Origin of the sequence: Streptomyces massasporeus (assembly GCF_014648995.1) — a bacterium.
GTDB classification, from domain to species: Bacteria; Actinomycetota; Actinomycetes; order Streptomycetales; family Streptomycetaceae; genus Streptomyces; species Streptomyces massasporeus.
Map to the genome: position 1 here is coordinate 79,597 of NZ_BMSE01000010.1, position 18,607 is coordinate 98,203.

An 18,607-nucleotide genomic window follows, 5' to 3' on the forward strand; every position below is an offset into this window, starting at 1 on the left:
GGGCGTCGGGCGTGGCGGTGCGGGAGGCGGGACAGGGCGGCGCGGACCCGGGCGGGTATGCGGGCGCCCGTGCGGGTGCCTATGCCGAGGGGTACTCGGGGCGCTACGCTGGTGGTCACACCGGCGGGCACCCGGGCGATTCCGGTGGCGACCACGCAGGCGGGTGCGCCTGCGGGGACTGCCCGCACGGTGCGCGTGAGGGGCACCGGCGGGCCGTCGCCGCGTTCCTGCGCCGACGGGACGAGTTCGCGGCCGGGCAGGGGCTGCCGGCCGCGGTGGCCCACTCCGCGTCGGCCTCCCGCCAGTGGGTCTCCGAGGAACTGGCGCAGTCCGCCGAGCACGTCGCCGAGCGCGGGCGGGCCGAGGGGCAGGCCTGGCTGTCGGGCCTGTGGCGCCGCACCGCGGCCGTGGTCTGGGCCGCCGTGGTGCTGTTGCTGCTCGGGCAGGCCCTCACGGCGGTCGGCGCGGACTGGACGGCGGCGCGCTCGGCCGGGCTGGCCGCGGCGCTGGTGATGGCCCTGTCGCTGACCGCCGCGTCCTGGTTCCACCGGGCGAAGGGCGGGGTGCTGGCGCCGGTGATCGGTGAGGACAACCGGCTGTCCACGTCCCGTACGGTCGCCGCGGCGTGGGTGCTCTTCGTGGCCTACTCCGTGCTCGTCCTCGCGGGACGGCTGGCCGCCGCCTCCCGGCAACGGGAGCGGGACGCGCTGCTCTCCGGGCTGGATCTCGCCCGGGGCGCCGGGGTCGTGACCGTGCTCGCCGTGCTGTGCGGGATCGCCGTGCTCGTGCGGCGGGTGGTCGGACTGCGGGTGCTGGGGCAACGGCTGCAGAAGGTGCGCGCCGACCGGCCCCGGGCCGCCGACCTGCTGACCGACGACGCGGGGCGGGGCACCTTCGCCGACATCCAGTACGTCGTGATCAGCGGCGTCGCCCTGGTCTTCGCGGCGGTACGGCTGGCCAGGCGGCCGGAGCAGCTGCCGGACCTGCCGTGGGGGCTGGCGGTGGTGGTACTGGTGTCGGCGGCGACGTATCTGGCCGGCAAGTACGCGGAGGGCGGCCGGCCGGTCATCCTCTCCGTGGTCCGGGCCCGGGAGGCGGGCGACCTGGACGGGCCGATCCGCACCGGGGACGACATCGAGATCCGGGGTGCCGGATTCGTGCCGCCGGGAGCACAGGGCGCCGACCGGCTGGCCCGGATGGTCGTGCGCGTGGGCACGGTGCACGTCCACGTGCCGTTGGTCCCGGTCCCCGGCGGGTTCCACAACCCCACGGACGCCCTGCTGACGGTGCCGGTACCGGCGGATGTGGAGCCGGGGAGGGTGGAGGTGCAGGTGGTCACGGCGGCGGGAGTGGAGACGAACCGCTACGCGGTCGACGTGACGGAGTGAGTGACGGCACCTCCGCAACGCCCCTGACCCCTCCGCACCTCCGGCGGGACCACAAAAGCAGCTCGCGCGGGATTGAGCGCGCTCCGTTCGTCGTACGTATCGTCTGTTGAGGGGGTCTCGGCACCGGCGAGAGGCGGCTAGCAGCGATGACTCACAGTATGCGAACGGACACGCACTCCCCCCACTTCGGAGAGGGAGGAGGCTGGCGGGACAACGCCACCCGCTACGCCCTGCTGCCGCTGCGCATCTTCCTCGGCGTCACCTTCATCTACGCCGGCCTGGACAAGCTCACCGACAGCGCCTTCATGAAGGACTCCGGGGCCGGCTCGATCGGCGACATGATGCGTGCCGTACGCGACTCCTCCGCCATCCCCGCCCTGGTCGACCTCTCCCTCAAGAGCCCGGTCGGCTTCGGCTACGCCATCGCCTTCGGGGAACTGGCCGTCGGCATCGGGACCCTGCTCGGCCTGCTCGCCCGGCTGGCCGCCCTCGGCGGAGCGCTGATCTCCCTCAGCCTGTGGCTGACCGTGAGCTGGGCCTCCGACCCGTACTACTACGGCAACGACCTCGCCTACCTCATGGCCTGGATCCCGCTCGTCCTCGCGGGCGCGCCCCTGCTGTCCCTCGACGCCGCGCTACGGTCGCGGCGACGGCAGAGGAGCGGCGGGTACCGGTAGCGGTCCGCCCACCGTCAGGCCGGGTCCGGGCCCGTACGGCCTCCCTGGCGGCGCCGGCGTGCGCGGCCCGTCAGGAACGCCACCGCGCCCGCGAGGCACAGCCCGCCCGTGACGAGGGGGATCGCCATGAACCACGGGGTGTTCCACGCGCCGCCCGCATCACCGGCGTAGAGGACGCCCGTCACGATGAGGACGCTGCCCGCGAGCAGCTTTCCGGGCTGGACTTCATGACGAAGCACGGGTCACCTCCGCCTGTCCCATGCCGACCTGGAGGTCCAGGTCGATGGTGCCGGACTTCTCGACGCCCTTGGCGGGGGAGAGGGTGATCTCCTTGTGCCGTCCAGGCTGCACGTCCACGTCCTTCGGGTCGTCGCCCGGCAGTTGGAGGTCGCCGATGCCCACCTCGACGTCCAGCCGCACCGTCACGTCCTGGGGCACGAGCACTCTGAGCTTGCCCATGCCGACCTCCGCCTGTGTCGTCACCGTCTGCTTCCCGGACACGTCCAGCCTGCTCAGATCCAGCGTGCCGACACCGGTTCCCAGGTCGTAGCGCGGCCGTACGTCCGCCACCGTGGCGGGCTGCCAGGTGGTGCGCGCCCAGTGGGTGTCGATGTCCTTGGGCAGGGCCGCCGCACCCGCGAGCAGGCCGGCCGTGAGGATCGCCAGGAAGATCGAGCCCGCGCCGGTCCGGCCCAGGAAGGCGCTGACGGCTATGCCCAGGCCCAGGACGGCGAGCGCGCAGGCCAGGCCCGTCTGCAGGCTGGTGCCGAGCGGATGCCCGTCCCAGGTGCGGCTCGTGCCCAGGGCTCCCGCGAGCAGGGCCAGCAGGAAGACCCAGCCGCCGATCCACCGCGGGCCGCGCGGCCGGGGCGGCTGGGGGCGCCGGGCCGATATGTCCTCGCGTGCGCCGGGCCGGGTGCCGAGGCTGATGTTGACGGCCGCGGCGACATCGAGGTCGTGGGTGTCGCGAGGGCCCCACAGATAGCCCGTGCCGCCGATGTGGGTGCCGTCCTTGACGATCGGGTCGCGCCACCAGGAGGGCGTGGTCAGGAGCACCGGCGGCGCCTGGGGCTCCGGCGGGGCGTCGGCCGCGGCCTGCGCGGCCAGGGGGTCGGGGCTGGGGGCGCCGCGCTGACGCGACCAGTAGCCGGCGCCCGCGAGGAGCAGGGAGAGGACGACGGCGAAGGTCAGCACCCCGCCGTTGTTCAGCATGGTCAGGAACACCCCGCAGCCGACCAGCGCGAACAGCACGGCCGCCAGGGCCTGGCCGTCGACCCGGCCGGTGAGCAGCTTGCGGACCTCGTTCTCCTCCTCGTCGTCGGACGGGACGAAGAGCCAGGCGAAGCCGTAGAAGATGAGGCCGATGCCGCCGGTGGCGGAGAGCACGGCGAGGGTGATGCGGAAGATCACCGGGTCCATGTCGCACTGCCGCCCGAGCCCGGCACAGACGCCGGCCAGGGTCTTGTGGCGGCGGTCGCGGCGGAAGGCGTGGGGCGGCCCGGCCGGGGCGGCGTCCTCGGCGGGGGCGGCCGTACCGGGTGCTCCTCCCTGTTCTCCCGCGCCCGCCCGCCCGGGTGCGGAGCCCGCGGCGGGCGCGGCATCCTGCGGCCCGGCGCCCGGAGCGGGGCGTGGGCCGGAGCCGGGTCCCGGACCCGTCGCGGCGTGCTCGTGATCGGTCATGGGTCCATGGTGACGGGCGCGGCGCCCGGGCGGGAGTCGGAACGACCCTGGCCGGACCCTGATATCGGCCCTGAGAGACCGCTCGGGAAGCGTTCGAGGGGCGGTCCGCGGAGATCAGGGGAGCTCTAGGGGTCGACCCTGATGCTCCGGCCTTCCGCACGTGTGACCATCAATGGCATGTCGGAAGCCGCAGCAGCGCCACTCGCCGAACCGCGGCCGCCGCGCAAGCTCTACCGCAGCAGTGACGGACGCTGGCTCGGGGGCGTGGCGCGGGGCCTCGCCGGGCATCTCGGGCTGCCCGTGATCTGGGTGCGGCTGGTCTTCGTCGGCCTGTTCATGGCCGACGGCCTCGGCGCGCTGCTGTACGCCGCGTTCTGGTTCTTCGTCCCGCTCGGCGTCGGCGGTGTCGAGGCGCAGAAGCCGCCGTCGCCCCTGACCGCGGAGACCTCGTCCGACGGCCGGCGCAGGCTCGTCGCGCGCAGACCCGACAAGGGCCAGATCGTGGCCCTGCTCCTCATGGTCGTGGTGGCCATGGTCTTCGTGGGCAATGTGAACCTCAGCGGCGGAGCCAGGGCGTACCTCTGGCCGATGGTGTTCGTCGGCGCGGGTGTCGCCCTGGTCTGGCGGCAGGCGGACAACGCCCGCCGGGCCCGCTGGGCCGAGGTCGGCCGCCGCCGGCGCACGGTCACGCTGCTGCGCTCGGTGGGCGGCGTGCTGCTGGTGACGGCCGGCGTCTCCGGCATCTTCGTCCTGCAAGGGTCCGCGGCCCACCTCGGATCGGTCCTCCAGGCGGCCCTCGCGGTCCTGGTCGGGATAACGCTGCTCGCGGGGCCGTATCTGGTGCGCATGACGCAGGACCTCTCCGAGGAGCGCCTGATGCGCATCCGTGCCCAGGAGCGCGCTGAGGTCGCCGCCCATGTGCACGACTCGGTGCTGCACACCCTCACCCTGATACAGCGCAACGCGGAGAACGCGAACGAGGTCCGCCGCCTGGCCCGCGCCCAGGAGCGCGACCTGCGCACCTGGCTCTACAAGCCCGAGGGCACCGGCAAGGACGAGGCCGACGAGCCCACCACCCTCGCCGACGCCGTCCGGCGCAACGCGGCCGAGGTGGAGGACAAGCACGGCGTGCCCATCGAGGTCGTGGTCGTGGGCGACTGCCCGCTCGACGAGAGGATCTCCGCGCAGATGCAGGCCGCGCGGGAAGCAATGGTGAACGCCGCCAAGTACGGTGGCGAGGGCGGCGCCGTACAGGTCTTCGCCGAGGTCGAGGGGAAGACGGTCTTCGTGTCCGTCCGGGACCGCGGCCCCGGCTTCGACCTCGGCTCGATACCCGCCGACCGGATGGGTGTCAGAGAATCGATCATCGGCCGCATGGAGCGCAACGGCGGCACGGCGCGGCTGCGCGCGGTGCCGGACGGCGGCACGGAGGTCGAGCTGGAGATGGAGAGGGCGGAGAAGACGTCATGAGCGACCCGACCGAGGCGAACGGTACGGCGGGATCGGCGGAGGCGGCCGGACCCGCGGAGTCGGGCGGCGGCCCCGGGCGTCACGTGCGCGTGGTCCTCGTGGACGACCACCGCATGTTCCGCACGGGGGTCCAGGCCGAGATCGGACAGACCGAGCAGACCGGAGTCGAGGTCGTCGGCGAGGCCGCGGACGTCGACCAGGCCGTCACGGTCATCACCGCGACCCGGCCCGAGGTGGTCCTCCTCGACGTGCACCTGCCGGGCGGGGGCGGCGTGGAAGTGCTGCGCCGCTGCGCCCCGTTGATGGGCGACGCCGAGCAGCCGGTCCGCTTCCTCGCGCTGTCCGTGTCGGACGCGGCGGAGGACGTGATCGGCGTGATCCGCGGCGGGGCCCGCGGGTACGTCACCAAGACGATCACCGGCACGGACCTCGTGAACTCCGTCTTCCGCGTCCAGGAGGGCGACGCGGTCTTCTCCCCGCGCCTCGCCGGCTTCGTCCTGGACGCCTTCGCCTCCACGGACGCGCCGCCGGTCGACGAGGACCTGGACCGCCTGACCCAGCGCGAGCGCGAGGTGCTGCGGCTCATCGCGCGGGGCTACGCGTACAAGGAGATCGCCAAGCAGCTGTACATCTCGGTGAAGACGGTCGAGTCGCACGTCTCGGCGGTGCTGCGCAAGCTCCAGCTCTCCAACCGGCACGAGCTGACGCGCTGGGCGACGGCTCGCCGGCTGGTGTGACGCGGGGCGGGTGGGTCCACGCCCGGCCCGCCCGCTCACACCACCCGGACCGGCCCGCCCCCCTCGCTCACACCACCCGCGTCGCCCCCGCGAACGGCATCTCGTCCAGCGGGGCGACGCGTACCGGCGCGGAGGGGTTCGGCGCGTGGATCATCCGCCCGTTGCCCACGTAGATGCCGACATGGCTGATGCCGGCGTAGAAGAAGACCAGGTCTCCGGGGAGGAGTTCGTCGCGGGAGACGCGGCGGCCGGCGGCGATCTGGGAGTACGTCGTGCGGGGCAGAGAGACGCCCGCGGCGCGGTACGCGGCCTGGACGAGGCCCGAGCAGTCGAAGGCGTTCGGGCCGGTGGCGCCCCAGACGTAGGGGCTGCCGAGCTTCTGGTAGGCGTAGGAGACGGCCGCGGCGGCGCGGGAGTTGGGCGCCTGGGCCGAGGCGGAGCCGGGGGCCGCGAGGGTGTCCCGCGCGCCCGTCGAGCGCGAGGCGCGGTCGGGCGATGAGCCCAGCCGGGAACGTTCCTGCACGCCGAGTCGGGACAGCAGCTGCCGCGCCGAGCCCAGCTTGCCGGTGATCGTCTTCTTGTGCTGCTTCAGCTCCGTCTGCCGAGACTTCAGCGAGGTCAGCTCGATGTGGGCGGCCCCGCGCAGCTGCTCGATCTCCCGCAGCTGCCTGCGTACGTCCGCGACGGCGGCGTTCTGCCGGTTGCCGGTCCGCTCCACGAACTCGGCGTTCTCGAGATACCGGTCGGGGTCGTCGGACAGGGCGAGCTGCACCGCGGGGTCGAGGCCCCCGGCGCGGTACTGCGCGGCGGCGACCGAACCGAGGGCGTCGCGGGCGGAGTTGAGCCGCTCCTCCTTGCGCGCCGCCTGGTCCTGGAGGTCCTTCAGCCGCTGCCCGGCCGCCTCGGCCTTCTCCTTCGCGCCGTTGTACTTCTCGGTGGCGACCTCCGCCTCCTGGTACAGCTCGTCCACCTTGGCCTTGATCTGGGCGGGACTGAGCTGTGGTTCGGCGTGTCCGGTGCCGTCGAAGCCCGTCGCCGTCGCCGCGCCCGCGAGGGCGATCGTGGCGGCCGTACGGGCCTTGCTGCCACCCGTCGAGCGCTGTCGGGGCTTGCGGTGCGCTGCCACCTGGAGGCCACGTCCTTTCCTCGACCGCCGGGGGTGCGTGCGGCCGCCGGGGGGAGCGGACGGGCGGCCTGCGCGTCCGGCGACGGCCCGCACAGGGGGAGCGGATCGCCGCCGGACTTTCGGCGGTGGTGTCCGACTGCCGCCCCTGGCCCGGGCGGCGGTGGGGAGCCGGGCACCTGGTGGAGGACGCTAAATGTCGCCGTACCGGGCCCGTGGCGGGTGTGCGGAAGTGATGTGAGAGGACCGACGGTGACCGTATGCGACCGTGGGTCCACCGAGGCGCCGTCTACTTCACTCAGCGTGATGACCGATACGCCGGATTCTGAGCGAGTGACCGTGATCGGGTGCTATGGGGCGCATTTATGCATCAGTGGGCCGGTGTCGGGTGCCCCCGGAGCCCCTGATTAGGCTCCGGCCTCATGGACGTACTCATCCACCTCTTCGTCGGCCTCCACATCATCGGCATCGCCTCGCTCCTGGGTGGCTTCCTCACCCAGATGAAGGCGATGGGCGAGGGTACCGCCCGCTTCATCCCCGCGATGCTGCACGGCGCGCTCACGATGCTGGTCACCGGGGTGATTCTGGTCGGCCTCAACCAGGCGGACGACCAGTCCGTGAACAACGTGAAGATCGGCGTGAAGCTGGCCCTGCTGATCGTGATCCTCGGCCTGGTCTACGTGAAGCGGGACGACGAGAAGGTGGACAAGGGCCTCTTCGGCCTGGTGGGTCTGCTGACCACGGCGAACATCTTCATCGCCGTCCTCTGGACCTGACCCGGGAGCGACGGGAGCCGGCCCGGGCGGCGGCGAGAGCCCAGGCCGTGCACCCGAGCCAGGCGGCCACCGCGATCCACAGCAGCACCTCCCCGGCGGCGTCGAGCCAGGCGACGTCGAGCGCGGCGGCGACCGCCAGGGTGGCCGTGGCGGTCACCACCGCGGCGAACACGGTCGCCCAGCGCCGCACGTCGTAGTGGTGCCGGGGCCAGAACAGCTCGGCCAGGAGCAGGGCGACGCAGGCGATCAGCGCGAGCACGAGCAGCGTGACGGTCGTCGTGCGCAGGGCGCTGGTGTTCTCCTCGTTCCACAGGTACAGGCGCGAGCTGTCGGCGGCGAGGAGTTTCGCCCCGGCCATGGAGGAGACGGCGAGGGCGCCGGCCGCGAGCCAGTGGTCCCCGCGCCCCTCCTCCACCTGCCGGGGCTGGAAGCGGAACAGGGCGAAGCAGTAGAGGGCGAGCCCCAGCCAGAACAGCACCAGGGCCGCGTGGGCGAGCCAGGCCGCCGAGTCCGCCGCGGCGAGCGTCGCGCCGAGCACGGCGAGCCCTTCGGTGGCCACACAGCGCAGGAACACCGTTCCGCGCCGCCCCTGGGCCTCCGCGGTGAGCAGCACCGCCCAGAGCAGCACGGCGAGGGCCAGCAGGGCTTCGGCGAGGGGCTGCCGGCCGGCCGCGGAGAAGCCGGTGCCGAGGACGGCGGTCGCCGCCACGGTGGTGAGCGCGGCCGGCGTCTCCGCCCGCCACGCGCCGTGCCTCCGCTGGGCGAGGCCCGCGGCCGCCACCAGCCAGGCCGCGCAGGCCAGGCCGAGGGTGATGCGGGAGAGGACTGCGTACCCCGCCGAGTCGAGACCGACCGACACGATGCCGGTCGCCAGCGCATACGTCGCCCACCAGGTGGCAAACGGGGAGGGACCGGACATAGCGCCGATGCTAGAGAGCGCCGCGCGGGTTACGAGAGGGGCACGCGCGTGTGCCCCTCAAAAACGTGGCGGGACTTCTCAGGCCGGGCGCACCACGCTGTGGATCGCGGACTCGCCGTCGTAGTAGATCGACTCCTCGCGCACGTACGTGCCGGGCTTCGGGGCGTGGATCATCATGCCGTTGCCGATGTAGATCCCGACGTGGGTGACGTCGTCGTAGAAGAAGACCAGGTCGCCGGGCCGGGCCTGGGAGAGCGGGACCGTGGTGCCGGCGTTCACCTGGTCGTAGGTCGTGCGCGGCAGGGTGACGCCCGCGGCCTTCCAGGCGGCCTGGGTGAGGCCGGAGCAGTCGTAGGAGCCGGGTCCGACCGCGCCCCACACGTACGGCTTGCCGATCTGGGCCCGGGCGAAGGCGAGCGCCTTGTCGGCCTTGGTCGCGTACGAGGAGTCGGCCGGTGCCGTCGACGAGGACGAGCCGGAGCCCGACGAGGAGGACCCGCTGCCCTGCTGCTGAGCCGCCTCCTCCTGCGCCTTCTGCTGCGCGGCCTGCTGCCGGGCCAGCTCGTCGGCCTTGCGGGCGGCCTCCGCCCGCTTCTCCTTCTCGATCGCCGCGAGCCGGGCCTTCTCCTCGGCGGTCAGCTTCGACATCAGCTCGCGCGCGTCGGCGAGCTTGCGCTGGACGGTGGCCTTGGCCGTCTTCAGGCCGTCCTGCGAGCCGGTGAGCGTCTCGAGGCTCTCGGTGGCCTCCTGGCGCTTCTTCATCGTCTCGGACTGCTGCGTGACGTAGTCGTCGACCGCGACCTTCTGGCGGCCGGTCATCCGGTCCATCAGCTGGGTCTGGTCGAAGTAGTCCTGCGGGGTGTCCGCGAGCAGGAACGTCGCGGTGTCCGGGGCGGCGGCGCCGGTGCGGTACTGGGCGGAGGCGAAGGAACCCAGCTCCTCGCGCGCCTCGTTGAGCTTCTGGGTGCGCTCGGCGACGTCGTCGAGGAGGGCGTCGACGCGCTTGCGCTGCTTCGCGGTCTTCTCCTTGGCCGCGTTGTACTTGTCGGTCGCCGACTCGGCCTGGCGGTACAGGTCGTCGACCTTCTTCTCGACTTCCTCCAGGCTGGGCTTGTCGTCGGCCGCGGGGGCGGCGTTGGCCGACTGGGACAGCAGGGCCACGGAGGTGAGGGCCGCCGTTGCGAGGGCGGGGGTCCGTATGCCTGCCACGCGCGTACCCGTAGGACGCGACTTGCGGTGCGACGCCAAGGGAGGCGACTCCTTCCACGTTCCGCCTACCGAGTTAGCTGTCGGGTTCGGGCGGGTGGTTCGGAAGGTTTGCCCTACGGCCGTCTCCGTACAGGGAGTCGGGCCGATTCACCCCAGGTTCACGGTTGGGTCCCCGGCTCCGGCTGCCGCTGCGGCGTGCCGGACTCGGCGGAGGCCGCGCGGCCCGGCGACGTTCGCCGGTGGGGGTCATGCGGCCTGGTCGCACGGTAGCCAACTCGTGTGGCCCCTGTGAAGGTTGATGGGTGATATGCCCGATACATTTTCGTGACCTTACTCAAGAGCGTTGCCGAGTGTGAGCGATCGAGGGGGATTGGTCACGAGTCATCCATGATTGCGGGGGGTGTAGCAGGCCGTGATCATGCGGTCATGGAGGGCGACAATGAGCCGCCGGTCGGTCGGCGGGAGCCCCGGCGCGGGGCGATGTTCTCAGGGCGGCGGCGGGCTGTCAGTGGGGCGCCCTAGACTCGGAGAGCGATGAGCAGCCTCTTTGACGACAACTTCCTGGCGAACCTCCAGGCCCAGCGGGGCCCGGCCGACGAGCCCCCGCCGCCACCCGAGGACGATCACGTACCGGAGCCGATTCCGGACGATCTGTTCGGCGGGAAGTTCGACGCGCCCCCGGACCGGGACGCCTACTACCGCGACGGCGCCCCCCGCCCGGTGATCGACTCCGCCGCGCTGCTGGAAGGGCTGAACGACAACCAGCGCGCCGCCGTCGTCCACTCCGGCTCCCCGCTGCTCATCGTGGCCGGAGCCGGTTCCGGCAAGACCCGGGTGCTCACGCACCGCATCGCCCACCTGCTCGCCGAGCGGGACGTGCACCCGGGCCAGATCCTCGCGATCACCTTCACCAACAAGGCCGCCGGCGAGATGAAGGAACGCGTCGAGCAGCTCGTCGGCCCGCGCGCCAACGCCATGTGGGTCATGACCTTCCACAGCGCGTGCGTGCGCATCCTGCGCCGGGAGAGCAAGAGGCTCGGCTTCACCTCCTCCTTCTCGATCTACGACGCCGCCGACTCCAAGCGCCTGATGGCCCTGGTCTGCCGCGACCTGGACCTCGACCCCAAGCGCTTCCCGCCGAAGTCCTTCAGCGCCAAGATCAGCAACTTGAAGAACGAGCTGATCGACGAGGAGGACTTCGCCGCCCAGGCCACCGACGGCTTCGAGAAGACCCTCGCCCAGGCCTACGCCATGTACCAGTCGCGGCTGCGCGAGGCGAACGCCCTCGACTTCGACGACCTGATCATGACGACGGTCAACCTGCTGCGCGCCTTCCCGGACGTCGCCGAGCACTACCGCCGCCGCTTCCGCCATGTGCTGGTGGACGAGTACCAGGACACCAACCACGCCCAGTACGCCCTCGTCCGCGAGCTCGTCGGCACCTTCGAGCACCCCGTCGACGTCCCGCCCGAGGCGGAGGTCCCGCCCGCCGAGCTGTGCGTGGTGGGTGACGCCGACCAGTCGATCTACGCCTTCCGCGGCGCGACCATCCGCAACATCCTCCAGTTCGAGGAGGACTACCCGGACGCGACGACGATCCTGCTCGAGCAGAACTACCGCTCCACGCAGACGATCCTCAGCGCCGCCAACGCCGTCATCGAGCGCAACGAGTCCCGCCGCCCCAAGAACCTGTGGACCAACGCGGGCACGGGCGCGCAGATCACCGGCTACGTCGCCGACACCGAGCACGACGAGGCACAGTTCGTCGCCGAGGAGATAGACCGCCTCACCGACGCGGGCGACGCGAAGGCCGGCGACGTCGCCGTCTTCTACCGCACCAACGCCCAGTCCCGTGTCTTCGAAGAGATCTTCATCCGCGTCGGCCTGCCCTACAAGGTCGTCGGCGGCGTCCGCTTCTACGAGCGCAAGGAGGTCCGGGACGTCCTGGCCTACCTGCGCGTGCTTGCCAACCCCGAGGACTCGGTGCCGCTGCGCCGGATCCTCAACGTCCCCAAGCGGGGCATCGGCGACCGTGCCGAGGCGATGATCGACGCCCTGTCCCAGCGCGAGAAGATCAGCTTCCCGCAGGCGCTCAAGCGCGTCGACGAGGCGTACGGCATGGCCGCGCGCTCCACCAACGCCGTCAAGCGGTTCAACACGCTGATGGAGGACCTCCGCACCATCGTCGAGTCCGGCGCCGGACCGGCCACGGTGCTGGAGGCCGTCCTGGAGCGCACCGGCTACCTCGCCGAGCTCCAGGCCTCCACCGACCCGCAGGACGAGACCCGGATCGAGAACCTCCAGGAACTCGCGGCCGTCGCCATGGAATTCGAGCAGGAGCGCGGTGAGGACGAGCAGGCCTCGCTGTCCGACTTCCTCGAGCAGGTCGCGCTGGTCGCCGACTCCGACCAGATCCCCGACGAGGAGGACGGCGACGGCGTCATCACCCTGATGACCCTGCACACCGCCAAGGGCCTGGAGTTCCCCGTCGTCTTCCTGACCGGCATGGAGGACGGCGTCTTCCCGCACATGCGCGCCCTCGGTCAGACCAAGGAGCTGGAGGAGGAGCGGCGCCTGGCCTACGTCGGCATCACCCGCGCGCGGGAGCGGCTCTACCTGACCCGGTCCACGCTGCGCAGCGCCTGGGGCCAGCCCTCGTACAACCCGCCCTCCCGGTTCCTGGAGGAGATCCCGCCGACCCACGTGGAGTGGAAGCGGACGGGAGCGACCGCGCCCGCGTCCTCCGGGCCGGTCTCGGCGGTGGCGGCCTCGCTGTCGTCGTCCCGCTCGCGCTCGTCGGCGTCGGGCGCCTCCGGTTTCGCCACGCGCCGCACCTCCGAGAAGCCCGTGGTGTCACTGGCGGTCGGAGACCGGGTCACGCACGACCAGTTCGGACTCGGGACCGTCGTCGGGGTCAAGGGCACGGGCGGCAACGCCGAGGCGACGATCGACTTCGGCGACACCAAGCCGAAGCGGCTGCTGCTGCGGTACGCGCCGGTGGAGAAGCTGTAGCGCCCTGAGATGTGCCGGTGAGCCCCTGTCCGCTCGACGGACGGGGGCTGCCGGGACGTTACATCGGGTCGATGCCGTGGCTGCGCAGCCACGGGAGCGGGTCGATCGCCGAGCCGCCGCCCGGGCGCACCTCGAAGTGCAGGTGCGGGCCGGTGGAGTTGCCGGAGTTGCCGGAGCGCGCGATCGGATCGCCGGCCTTCACGGTCGTACCCGAGGGGACCGTGTAGGTGGAGAGGTGGCAGTACCACGTCTCCGTGCCGTCCTTCGCGGTCAGGATCAGCATGTTGCCGTACGCGCTGTTCCACTGCGTGCGGACGGTGCCGTCGGTCGCGGCCATCACGGTCGTGCCGTACGAGACGGGGAAGTCGATGCCGGTGTGCAGGGACATCCAGTTGATGCCGGACTGGCCGTAGGTGGCGCTGAGTCCGTGCCGCGCGACCGGCAGGGCGAACTTGGGGCGCAGCCGCTCCTTGCGGGCCGCCTCCTCCGCCGCCCTCTTCTTCTCGGCCGCCTGCTGGGCCTTGAGGTCGATGCGCTCCTGCGTACGGCTGGCCCGGTCGGCGAAGTCGTCGGCGCCGGCGGACAGGCTCTGCAACTGCGTGTCCAGCTTGTTGTTGGCGGCGGCCGGCTTGACCGGCTGCACGTCCGCCGCGGTCGTCTGCGCCTCCGCGGCGCTGTCGTCGGAGAACGTGCCGACGGAGGCGGCGGCGATTCCGGCGACACCCATCACACAGGCCGAGGGCACCGCGATGGTCATCAGCGCCGAGCGCTTGGGGGGCGTACGGCGGCGGGAGCGGGACCCGGCGCGCGCGGCCGCCCGGGAGGACGGGGCCGGAGTGACGTCCTCCTGGCCGTCCAGCAGCGGGGCGACGACGGGCAGTTCGCCGGTGGCGGTCGGCTCACCGCCGTCCGCGGCGGGGTCACGGTAGTCCGTCCCGGCGGATTCGTCGTACGTGACCTGGTCGAACGTCGCGGTCTCGAGCTGGTCGAACGGCGTGGTCTCGTGCTGGTCGAAGGTTTCGACGGGGTGTTCGTACGCGTCGGGGGCCGATACGGCGGTGCCGTCGGAGTTCCACTGCGTCGCGTCGTAGGCGCCCGTGTCGAAGGTCTGCGTGCCCCACTCCCATTGCTGGGTGTGGTCGGCGGGGTTGCCGCCCTGGTCGGGCTGGAGCCAGGCGCCCGCCTCCCACTGCCCGGTGGCGTCGGGGGACGGGGCCTGGGAGGGGATGGCCGACATCGGCTGCTGCTCGGCCGTCCAGGACGTCGTGTCGTAGACGCCGGTGTCGTAGGCGGCGTGGTGCTGGGCCGCGTAGGCGTCGTAGTGCACGTTCTCGTGCGTGCCGGTGGGCCAGTGGCCGGTGTCGTAGGTGCCCGTGTCCTGGCCGCTGCCCGGCATGTCGCCGAAGAGGGGGTCGGTCGCGAAGCTCGCGGTGGCGTGCCCGGTGGCGTCGAAACCGGCACCGTGGGTACCGGTGGCGTGGGCACCGGTGGCGTCAAAACCGGTGGCGGCGTAGTCGCCGTACGTGGTGAAGTCGCCGTACTGGGCTTCCTGCGTGCCGTACGACGCGTAGTGCGCGGAGGCGGCGTCGGAAGCCGGAGCCGGGGTCATGGTCCCCGACGGGTGACGGTCGTTCACCAACTTCTCTTTCGCCTCGACAACAGGGGCTGCCAGAGCAGTGCGGCGACTGTACCCGGCGGTACGCGGGCACGACAATCTTCGGCAGGTTTCGCGCGCGCAGGAAACGGGCATTCGGCCGTGTTTTGGCGGACGGCGGGCACGGGTTTGGCTCTGTGTTCGAAGTTTGTTCGAGCTTGATCGGTGCTGTGGTGTCGAGTGATCGCTGTATGACGAGTCTCAGGCGACTGTGAGACCGGCGCTGTGTTCGGTCGACGGTTCACCCGGGTGGGCCGTGTCGAGGACCTGCCGTATGCCGTTGGCGACGGCGGGGTGCACGGGCAGGGCGAGATGACCGATGCCGGTCACGCGCACGTTCTGCGCCATCAGGTCGGGATGGTCGATGCAGGCCGTCTCCGGCGGGTCCATCACATGGTCCAGGTCGCTCCAGAAGCCGACGAAGTGCGTACGGCAGTCAGGGGCGGGCAGAGTGAGCTCCTCGAGCACCGGTGAGCCGGGGCGCATCTGGCGCACGATGGGGTGCGCGTTCGCCACGGGCATCACTCGGGTCCCCGAGTGCGGCGTGCCGAGCGTGACAAGGGTCCGCACGCGTGCGTCGCCGCCGAGCCGCTGCACGTAGTAACGCGCTATCAGGCCGCCGAGACTGTGCCCGACGACATCGATCTGCCCGGCCCCCGTGCGCTCGCAGATCTCCTCGATACGACGGCCGAGCAGTTCGGCGGCGGCGCGTATGTCGCAGGTCAGCGGCGAGTAGTTGAGGGACTCGATCTGCTGTCTGCCGTGCTGGGCGAGGCTGCGGCGCAGCAGGACGAAGACCGAGCGGTTGTCGATGAAGCCGTGCAGCAGCAGGACCGGAGGCTTGGCCTCCGTGGGCAGTTGGGCGGCGCCGTCCGCGGGCAGCGCCGGGACGGGGGCGCGCCGCTCCTGGGTGATGCCGGACGGATAGAGGAGGAGATGCCCGGCCAGGATCGCGATCTCCAGTGCGGTGGCCTTCAGGAGAGCCAGGGAAAGTCCCGCCAGCCTGCCCGGCAGCAGGCGCTCGCAGAACGGAAGAAAGGGCAGAGCCGCCCTGGTGACCTTCATGGCCGACCTCCTGTCGGCACGCGGGAGGACGCCTTCGCCCCCCGTGTGCCCTCGTGGAAAGCAGCTGCGAAGACGGCCGGCGATGACCGCGAGAGCGGCGTGAGCCGCGTGAGCAGCGGGGGCAGAGCGCGGCGTGTGGCGTGTGTGACGCCGGTGGTGCGACGGAGGTCCCCGATCGGTGGGGTGACGAGGTTCCCCGCTGGTGCGCCGTGTCTGCCCTGCGTGCCCTGCGTGCTGTGCGTGCCCTGCGTGCTGTGCGTGCTGTGCGTGCGGTGCGTGCCCTGCGTGCCTTCGCCGAGGAGCCGTCCCGCCGCGGTGCGTGGTGGATGCGGCGGCGATACGGCGACCTCGGTGCGACTCCCCTTGCGCTTGTCCCATCGTGTGATTTCCCCCTCGCTATCCACCGCGAAACTGCCGGTTGCGGGATCCTGGAGATAACGTTCGTTCACTTGCCCGGACGTTTCGGGGCGGGGTGTCCGTGCGGTGCGGCGTGTACGGCTTGCCCGATGTGTGCGGTACTTGTCGGTACGGATGGATGTAGTCGCTTCATGGAGGCAGTGATGGGTGTGGCAGCCGGTCCGATCCGCGTGGTGGTGGCCAAGCCGGGGCTCGACGGCCACGATCGCGGGGCCAAGGTGATCGCGCGGGCCCTGCGCGACGCCGGTATGGAGGTCATCTACACCGGCCTCCACCAGACTCCCGAGCAGATCGTCGACACCGCGATCCAGGAGGACGCCGACGCGATCGGGCTGTCCATCCTCTCCGGAGCGCACAACACGCTCTTCGCCGCGGTGATCGAACTGCTCAAGGAGCGCGACGCGGAGGACATCCTTGTCTTCGGCGGCGGGATCATCCCCGAGGCGGACATCCCCCTGCTGAAGGAGAAGGGCGTCGCGGAGATCTTCACCCCGGGCGCGACGACGGGGTCGATCGTGGACTGGGTCCGGACCAACGCCCGCCAGCCCGCGCAGGCGTAGGACTCCGGCGGTCCGGCCCGGACCCCCTTGTCCGGCCGAGGCCGGTGCGCCCCCGGTTCGGCGGGGCGCGACGACTGTTTCCCGAGGCCGCCCAGGTCGTCGGCGTGTGACGACAGGTCGTCGGCGTGCGCCAGAGCGGGCGGCTGCCGGGCGGCGCTTGGTTCCGGATGCCGTGTGGTGAGAGTCGGGCAGCGGGTTGCGGCGCGCCTCGCCGGAGCCGCGGACGGGAGTCAGGCCCCTCCCAGCTCCTCGGTCATCGCCGCGCGCAGACGCAGGGTCGTGACCAGACGCTGGAAGGCCTCCGCCCAGTAGCCGCCGGCTCCCGGGGACGCGTTCTCCGGCTCGTCGGGCACGGCCAGCAGGGCGTCGAGCCGGGAGGCCTCGGACGGATCGAGGCAGCGCTCGGCCAGGCCCATGACTCCGCTGAAACTCCATGGATAACTCCCCGCATCCCGAGCGATGTTGAGCGCGTCCACCACTGCCCGGCCGAGCGGCGCCGCCCACGGCACCGCGCACACCCCGAGCAGCTGGAAGGCCTCGGACAATCCGTGGGCGGCGATGAAGCCCGCCACCCACTCGGCCCGTTCGGCGGCGTCCAGCGTGCCGAGCAGCTTGGCGCGTTCGGCCAGGGACACCGCTCCCGGTCCGCCCGCGTCCGGCGCCGACGGCTCGCCGAGCAGGGCCCGTGACCATTCGGCGTCCCGCTGGCGCACGGCCGCCCGGCACCACGCCGCGTGCAGTTCGCCCTGCCAGTCGTCCGCCACCGGCAGCGCCACGATCTCCCTGGGCGTGCGCCCGCCGAGCCGCCGCGGCCAGGTCGCGAGCGGGGCCGCCTCCACCAACTGACCGAGCCACCAGGACCGTTCCCCGCGCCCCGCGGGGGCCTTCGCCACGACGCCGTCGCGTTCCATGCCCGGATCGCACTCGTGCGGGGCCTCGACGGCGATCGTCGGAGTGCTCTTCGTGGCTCCGGCGGGTTCGGCGTCCTCGGCGCCGGTCCCTCCGGGCTGCGCGGTCCGCATGTGGTCGATGGCCACACACGCCCCCGCCCGGACCGCCATCCGCGCGGCCAGCGCCGAACCGGGCAGGGCGGACAGCAGTTCCGCCGCGGTCGCCCGGACGTTGCGGCTGCGGTCGGCCAGGGCCTGCTCCAGGAACGGCTCGTCGTCCGGGCCGAGGCCCGCGCGCAGGGAGTCGAGGAACATCAGCCGGTCCTCGGCCCGTTCCGTCGCCCATGTCGTCGCGAGCAGGTCGCGGGCGGCGGCCGGTTCGCGGGAGTGCAGGGCGGACAGCAGGGCGACACGTTCGGCGAACAGGCCCTCCTGCCAGAGCTGCTGGACCCTCTCGTCGTCCTCGGGGTGCGGCAGGGCCGCTCCGCCGCCCGGGGTCGCGCGCAGGGCGAACCGCCAGTCCGGGTTCAGCCGGGCCAGCCACAGGGCACGCGACCCCGCGAACTCCAGTGCCGCCGGCCGCAGATCGGTACGGCCCCGGGCCGCGTCCAGCAGCGCCGGGAGCACCTGCGGAGGCGGTGCGAACCCACGGGCGTTCGCCACCGCGAGCCACTGCGGCAGCAGCTCCGTCAGATCGGGCGCGGCGCCCCGCCGGCCGCCGCCGGACGGGCCGGGACGGTCGGCCAGCAGCATCGCGAGTCTGCGGGCGGCCGCCGGGGGCAGGGCCGGACGCGGGTCCTCCGGGGCAGGCTGCGGGCGCTCGGCCGCCCGCGCCGGACGCCGGCCGGCCCGGCGCCGTACGGTCTCCACGGCCGCCGCGTCGAGCAGGGCCGCGGGTGCGTCCGGGCCCGGCGCGGTGCCCGGCGGGGTGCGGCGGTCGGTGCCCAGCAGCGCGGTGGTGACGAGCCCCTCCCAGACGTCCGCGCCGGGCGCGTCCGCAGGAGCGGAGGTCCTGGTCATGAGGTTCCTT

At 72.4% G+C, this 18,607-nt stretch carries 15 protein-coding genes and 1 riboswitch; of the genes, 7 read left to right on the plus strand and 8 right to left on the minus strand.

What is annotated here, in order from left to right:
- Positions 1-17: 17 nt before the first annotated feature.
- Both IE153_RS22290 and IE153_RS22295 read left to right on the plus strand, forming a co-directional pair.
- Entirely contained in the window at positions 18-1,388 is a 1,371-nt protein-coding gene (locus IE153_RS22290) for a hypothetical protein (protein ID WP_438817932.1), read from the plus strand.
- A 146-nt stretch (positions 1,389-1,534) separates the two neighbouring features.
- The gene (locus IE153_RS22295) at positions 1,535-2,065 is read left to right on the plus strand and encodes a DoxX family membrane protein (protein ID WP_189591600.1); all 531 of its coding nucleotides are present in this window, start codon (positions 1,535-1,537) and stop codon (positions 2,063-2,065) included.
- 14 nt (positions 2,066-2,079) lie between these two features.
- Here the strand turns inward: IE153_RS22295 and IE153_RS22300 are convergent, their stop codons facing one another.
- Entirely contained in the window at positions 2,080-2,304 is a 225-nt protein-coding gene (locus tag IE153_RS22300) for a hypothetical protein (RefSeq protein ID WP_189591601.1), read from the minus strand.
- On the minus strand, positions 2,291-3,745 hold the full coding sequence (locus IE153_RS22305) for a PspC domain-containing protein (protein WP_189591602.1): 1,455 nt from the start codon (positions 3,743-3,745) through the stop codon (positions 2,291-2,293). The genes IE153_RS22300 and IE153_RS22305 overlap by 14 nt, the downstream gene beginning before the upstream one ends.
- A 177-nt stretch (positions 3,746-3,922) precedes the next feature.
- Here IE153_RS22305 and IE153_RS22310 point away from each other — a divergent pair, with 177 nt between their 5' ends.
- Both IE153_RS22310 and IE153_RS22315 read left to right on the plus strand, forming a co-directional pair.
- The gene (locus tag IE153_RS22310) at positions 3,923-5,215 is read left to right on the plus strand and encodes an ATP-binding protein (RefSeq protein ID WP_189591603.1); all 1,293 of its coding nucleotides are present in this window, start codon (positions 3,923-3,925) and stop codon (positions 5,213-5,215) included.
- On the plus strand, positions 5,212-5,952 hold the full coding sequence (locus IE153_RS22315) for a LuxR C-terminal-related transcriptional regulator (protein ID WP_030841980.1): 741 nt from the start codon (positions 5,212-5,214) through the stop codon (positions 5,950-5,952). Before IE153_RS22310 ends, IE153_RS22315 begins: the two co-directional genes overlap by 4 nt.
- A gap of 67 nt (positions 5,953-6,019) precedes the next feature.
- On the opposite strand, the gene IE153_RS22320 is transcribed toward IE153_RS22315, so the two are convergent.
- A complete protein-coding gene (locus IE153_RS22320) occupies positions 6,020-7,078 on the minus strand; it encodes a C40 family peptidase (RefSeq protein WP_189591604.1) in 1,059 nt (352 codons plus the stop codon).
- A 419-nt stretch (positions 7,079-7,497) separates the two neighbouring features.
- On the opposite strand from IE153_RS22320, the gene IE153_RS22325 reads away from it, so the two are divergent.
- Positions 7,498-7,851 carry a hypothetical protein gene (locus tag IE153_RS22325; protein WP_189591605.1) on the plus strand — a complete coding sequence of 118 codons (354 nt, stop codon included), beginning with the start codon at positions 7,498-7,500 and terminating at the stop codon, positions 7,849-7,851.
- Here IE153_RS22325 and IE153_RS22330 read toward each other — a convergent pair.
- Complete coding sequence (locus IE153_RS22330; protein WP_189591606.1) at positions 7,829-8,770, minus strand: SLAC1 family transporter; 942 nt, start codon at positions 8,768-8,770, stop codon at positions 7,829-7,831. The two genes, IE153_RS22325 and IE153_RS22330, sit on opposite strands and share 23 nt — an antisense overlap.
- A 78-nt stretch (positions 8,771-8,848) precedes the next feature.
- Entirely contained in the window at positions 8,849-10,018 is a 1,170-nt protein-coding gene (locus tag IE153_RS22335) for a C40 family peptidase (RefSeq protein ID WP_189591607.1), read from the minus strand.
- A gap of 8 nt (positions 10,019-10,026) precedes the next feature.
- A riboswitch (cyclic di-AMP (ydaO/yuaA leader) is annotated at positions 10,027-10,185 on the minus strand.
- Between the two features lie 328 nt (positions 10,186-10,513).
- Between IE153_RS22335 and pcrA the strand changes: the two genes are divergently transcribed.
- Positions 10,514-12,991 carry a DNA helicase PcrA gene (gene pcrA / locus IE153_RS22340; protein WP_189591608.1) on the plus strand — a complete coding sequence of 826 codons (2,478 nt, stop codon included), beginning with the start codon at positions 10,514-10,516 and terminating at the stop codon, positions 12,989-12,991.
- Positions 12,992-13,049: 58 nt separating this feature from the next.
- Here pcrA and IE153_RS22345 read toward each other — a convergent pair whose 3' ends face one another.
- Complete coding sequence (locus IE153_RS22345; RefSeq protein ID WP_229829112.1) at positions 13,050-14,627, minus strand: M23 family metallopeptidase; 1,578 nt, start codon at positions 14,625-14,627, stop codon at positions 13,050-13,052.
- A gap of 219 nt (positions 14,628-14,846) precedes the next feature.
- Positions 14,847-15,710, minus strand: coding sequence for an esterase/lipase family protein (locus tag IE153_RS22350; protein WP_189591610.1), 864 nt, complete (start codon positions 15,708-15,710; stop codon positions 14,847-14,849).
- Positions 15,711-16,270: 560 nt separating this feature from the next.
- Between IE153_RS22350 and icmB the strand changes: the two genes are divergently transcribed.
- Entirely contained in the window at positions 16,271-16,687 is a 417-nt protein-coding gene (gene icmB / locus IE153_RS22355) for a coenzyme B12-dependent isobutyryl CoA mutase small subunit (RefSeq protein WP_185014672.1), read from the plus strand.
- A 230-nt stretch (positions 16,688-16,917) separates the two neighbouring features.
- On the opposite strand, the gene IE153_RS22360 is transcribed toward icmB, so the two are convergent.
- Complete coding sequence (locus IE153_RS22360; protein WP_189591611.1) at positions 16,918-18,597, minus strand: DUF5691 domain-containing protein; 1,680 nt, start codon at positions 18,595-18,597, stop codon at positions 16,918-16,920.
- Positions 18,598-18,607: the final 10 nt, after the last annotated feature.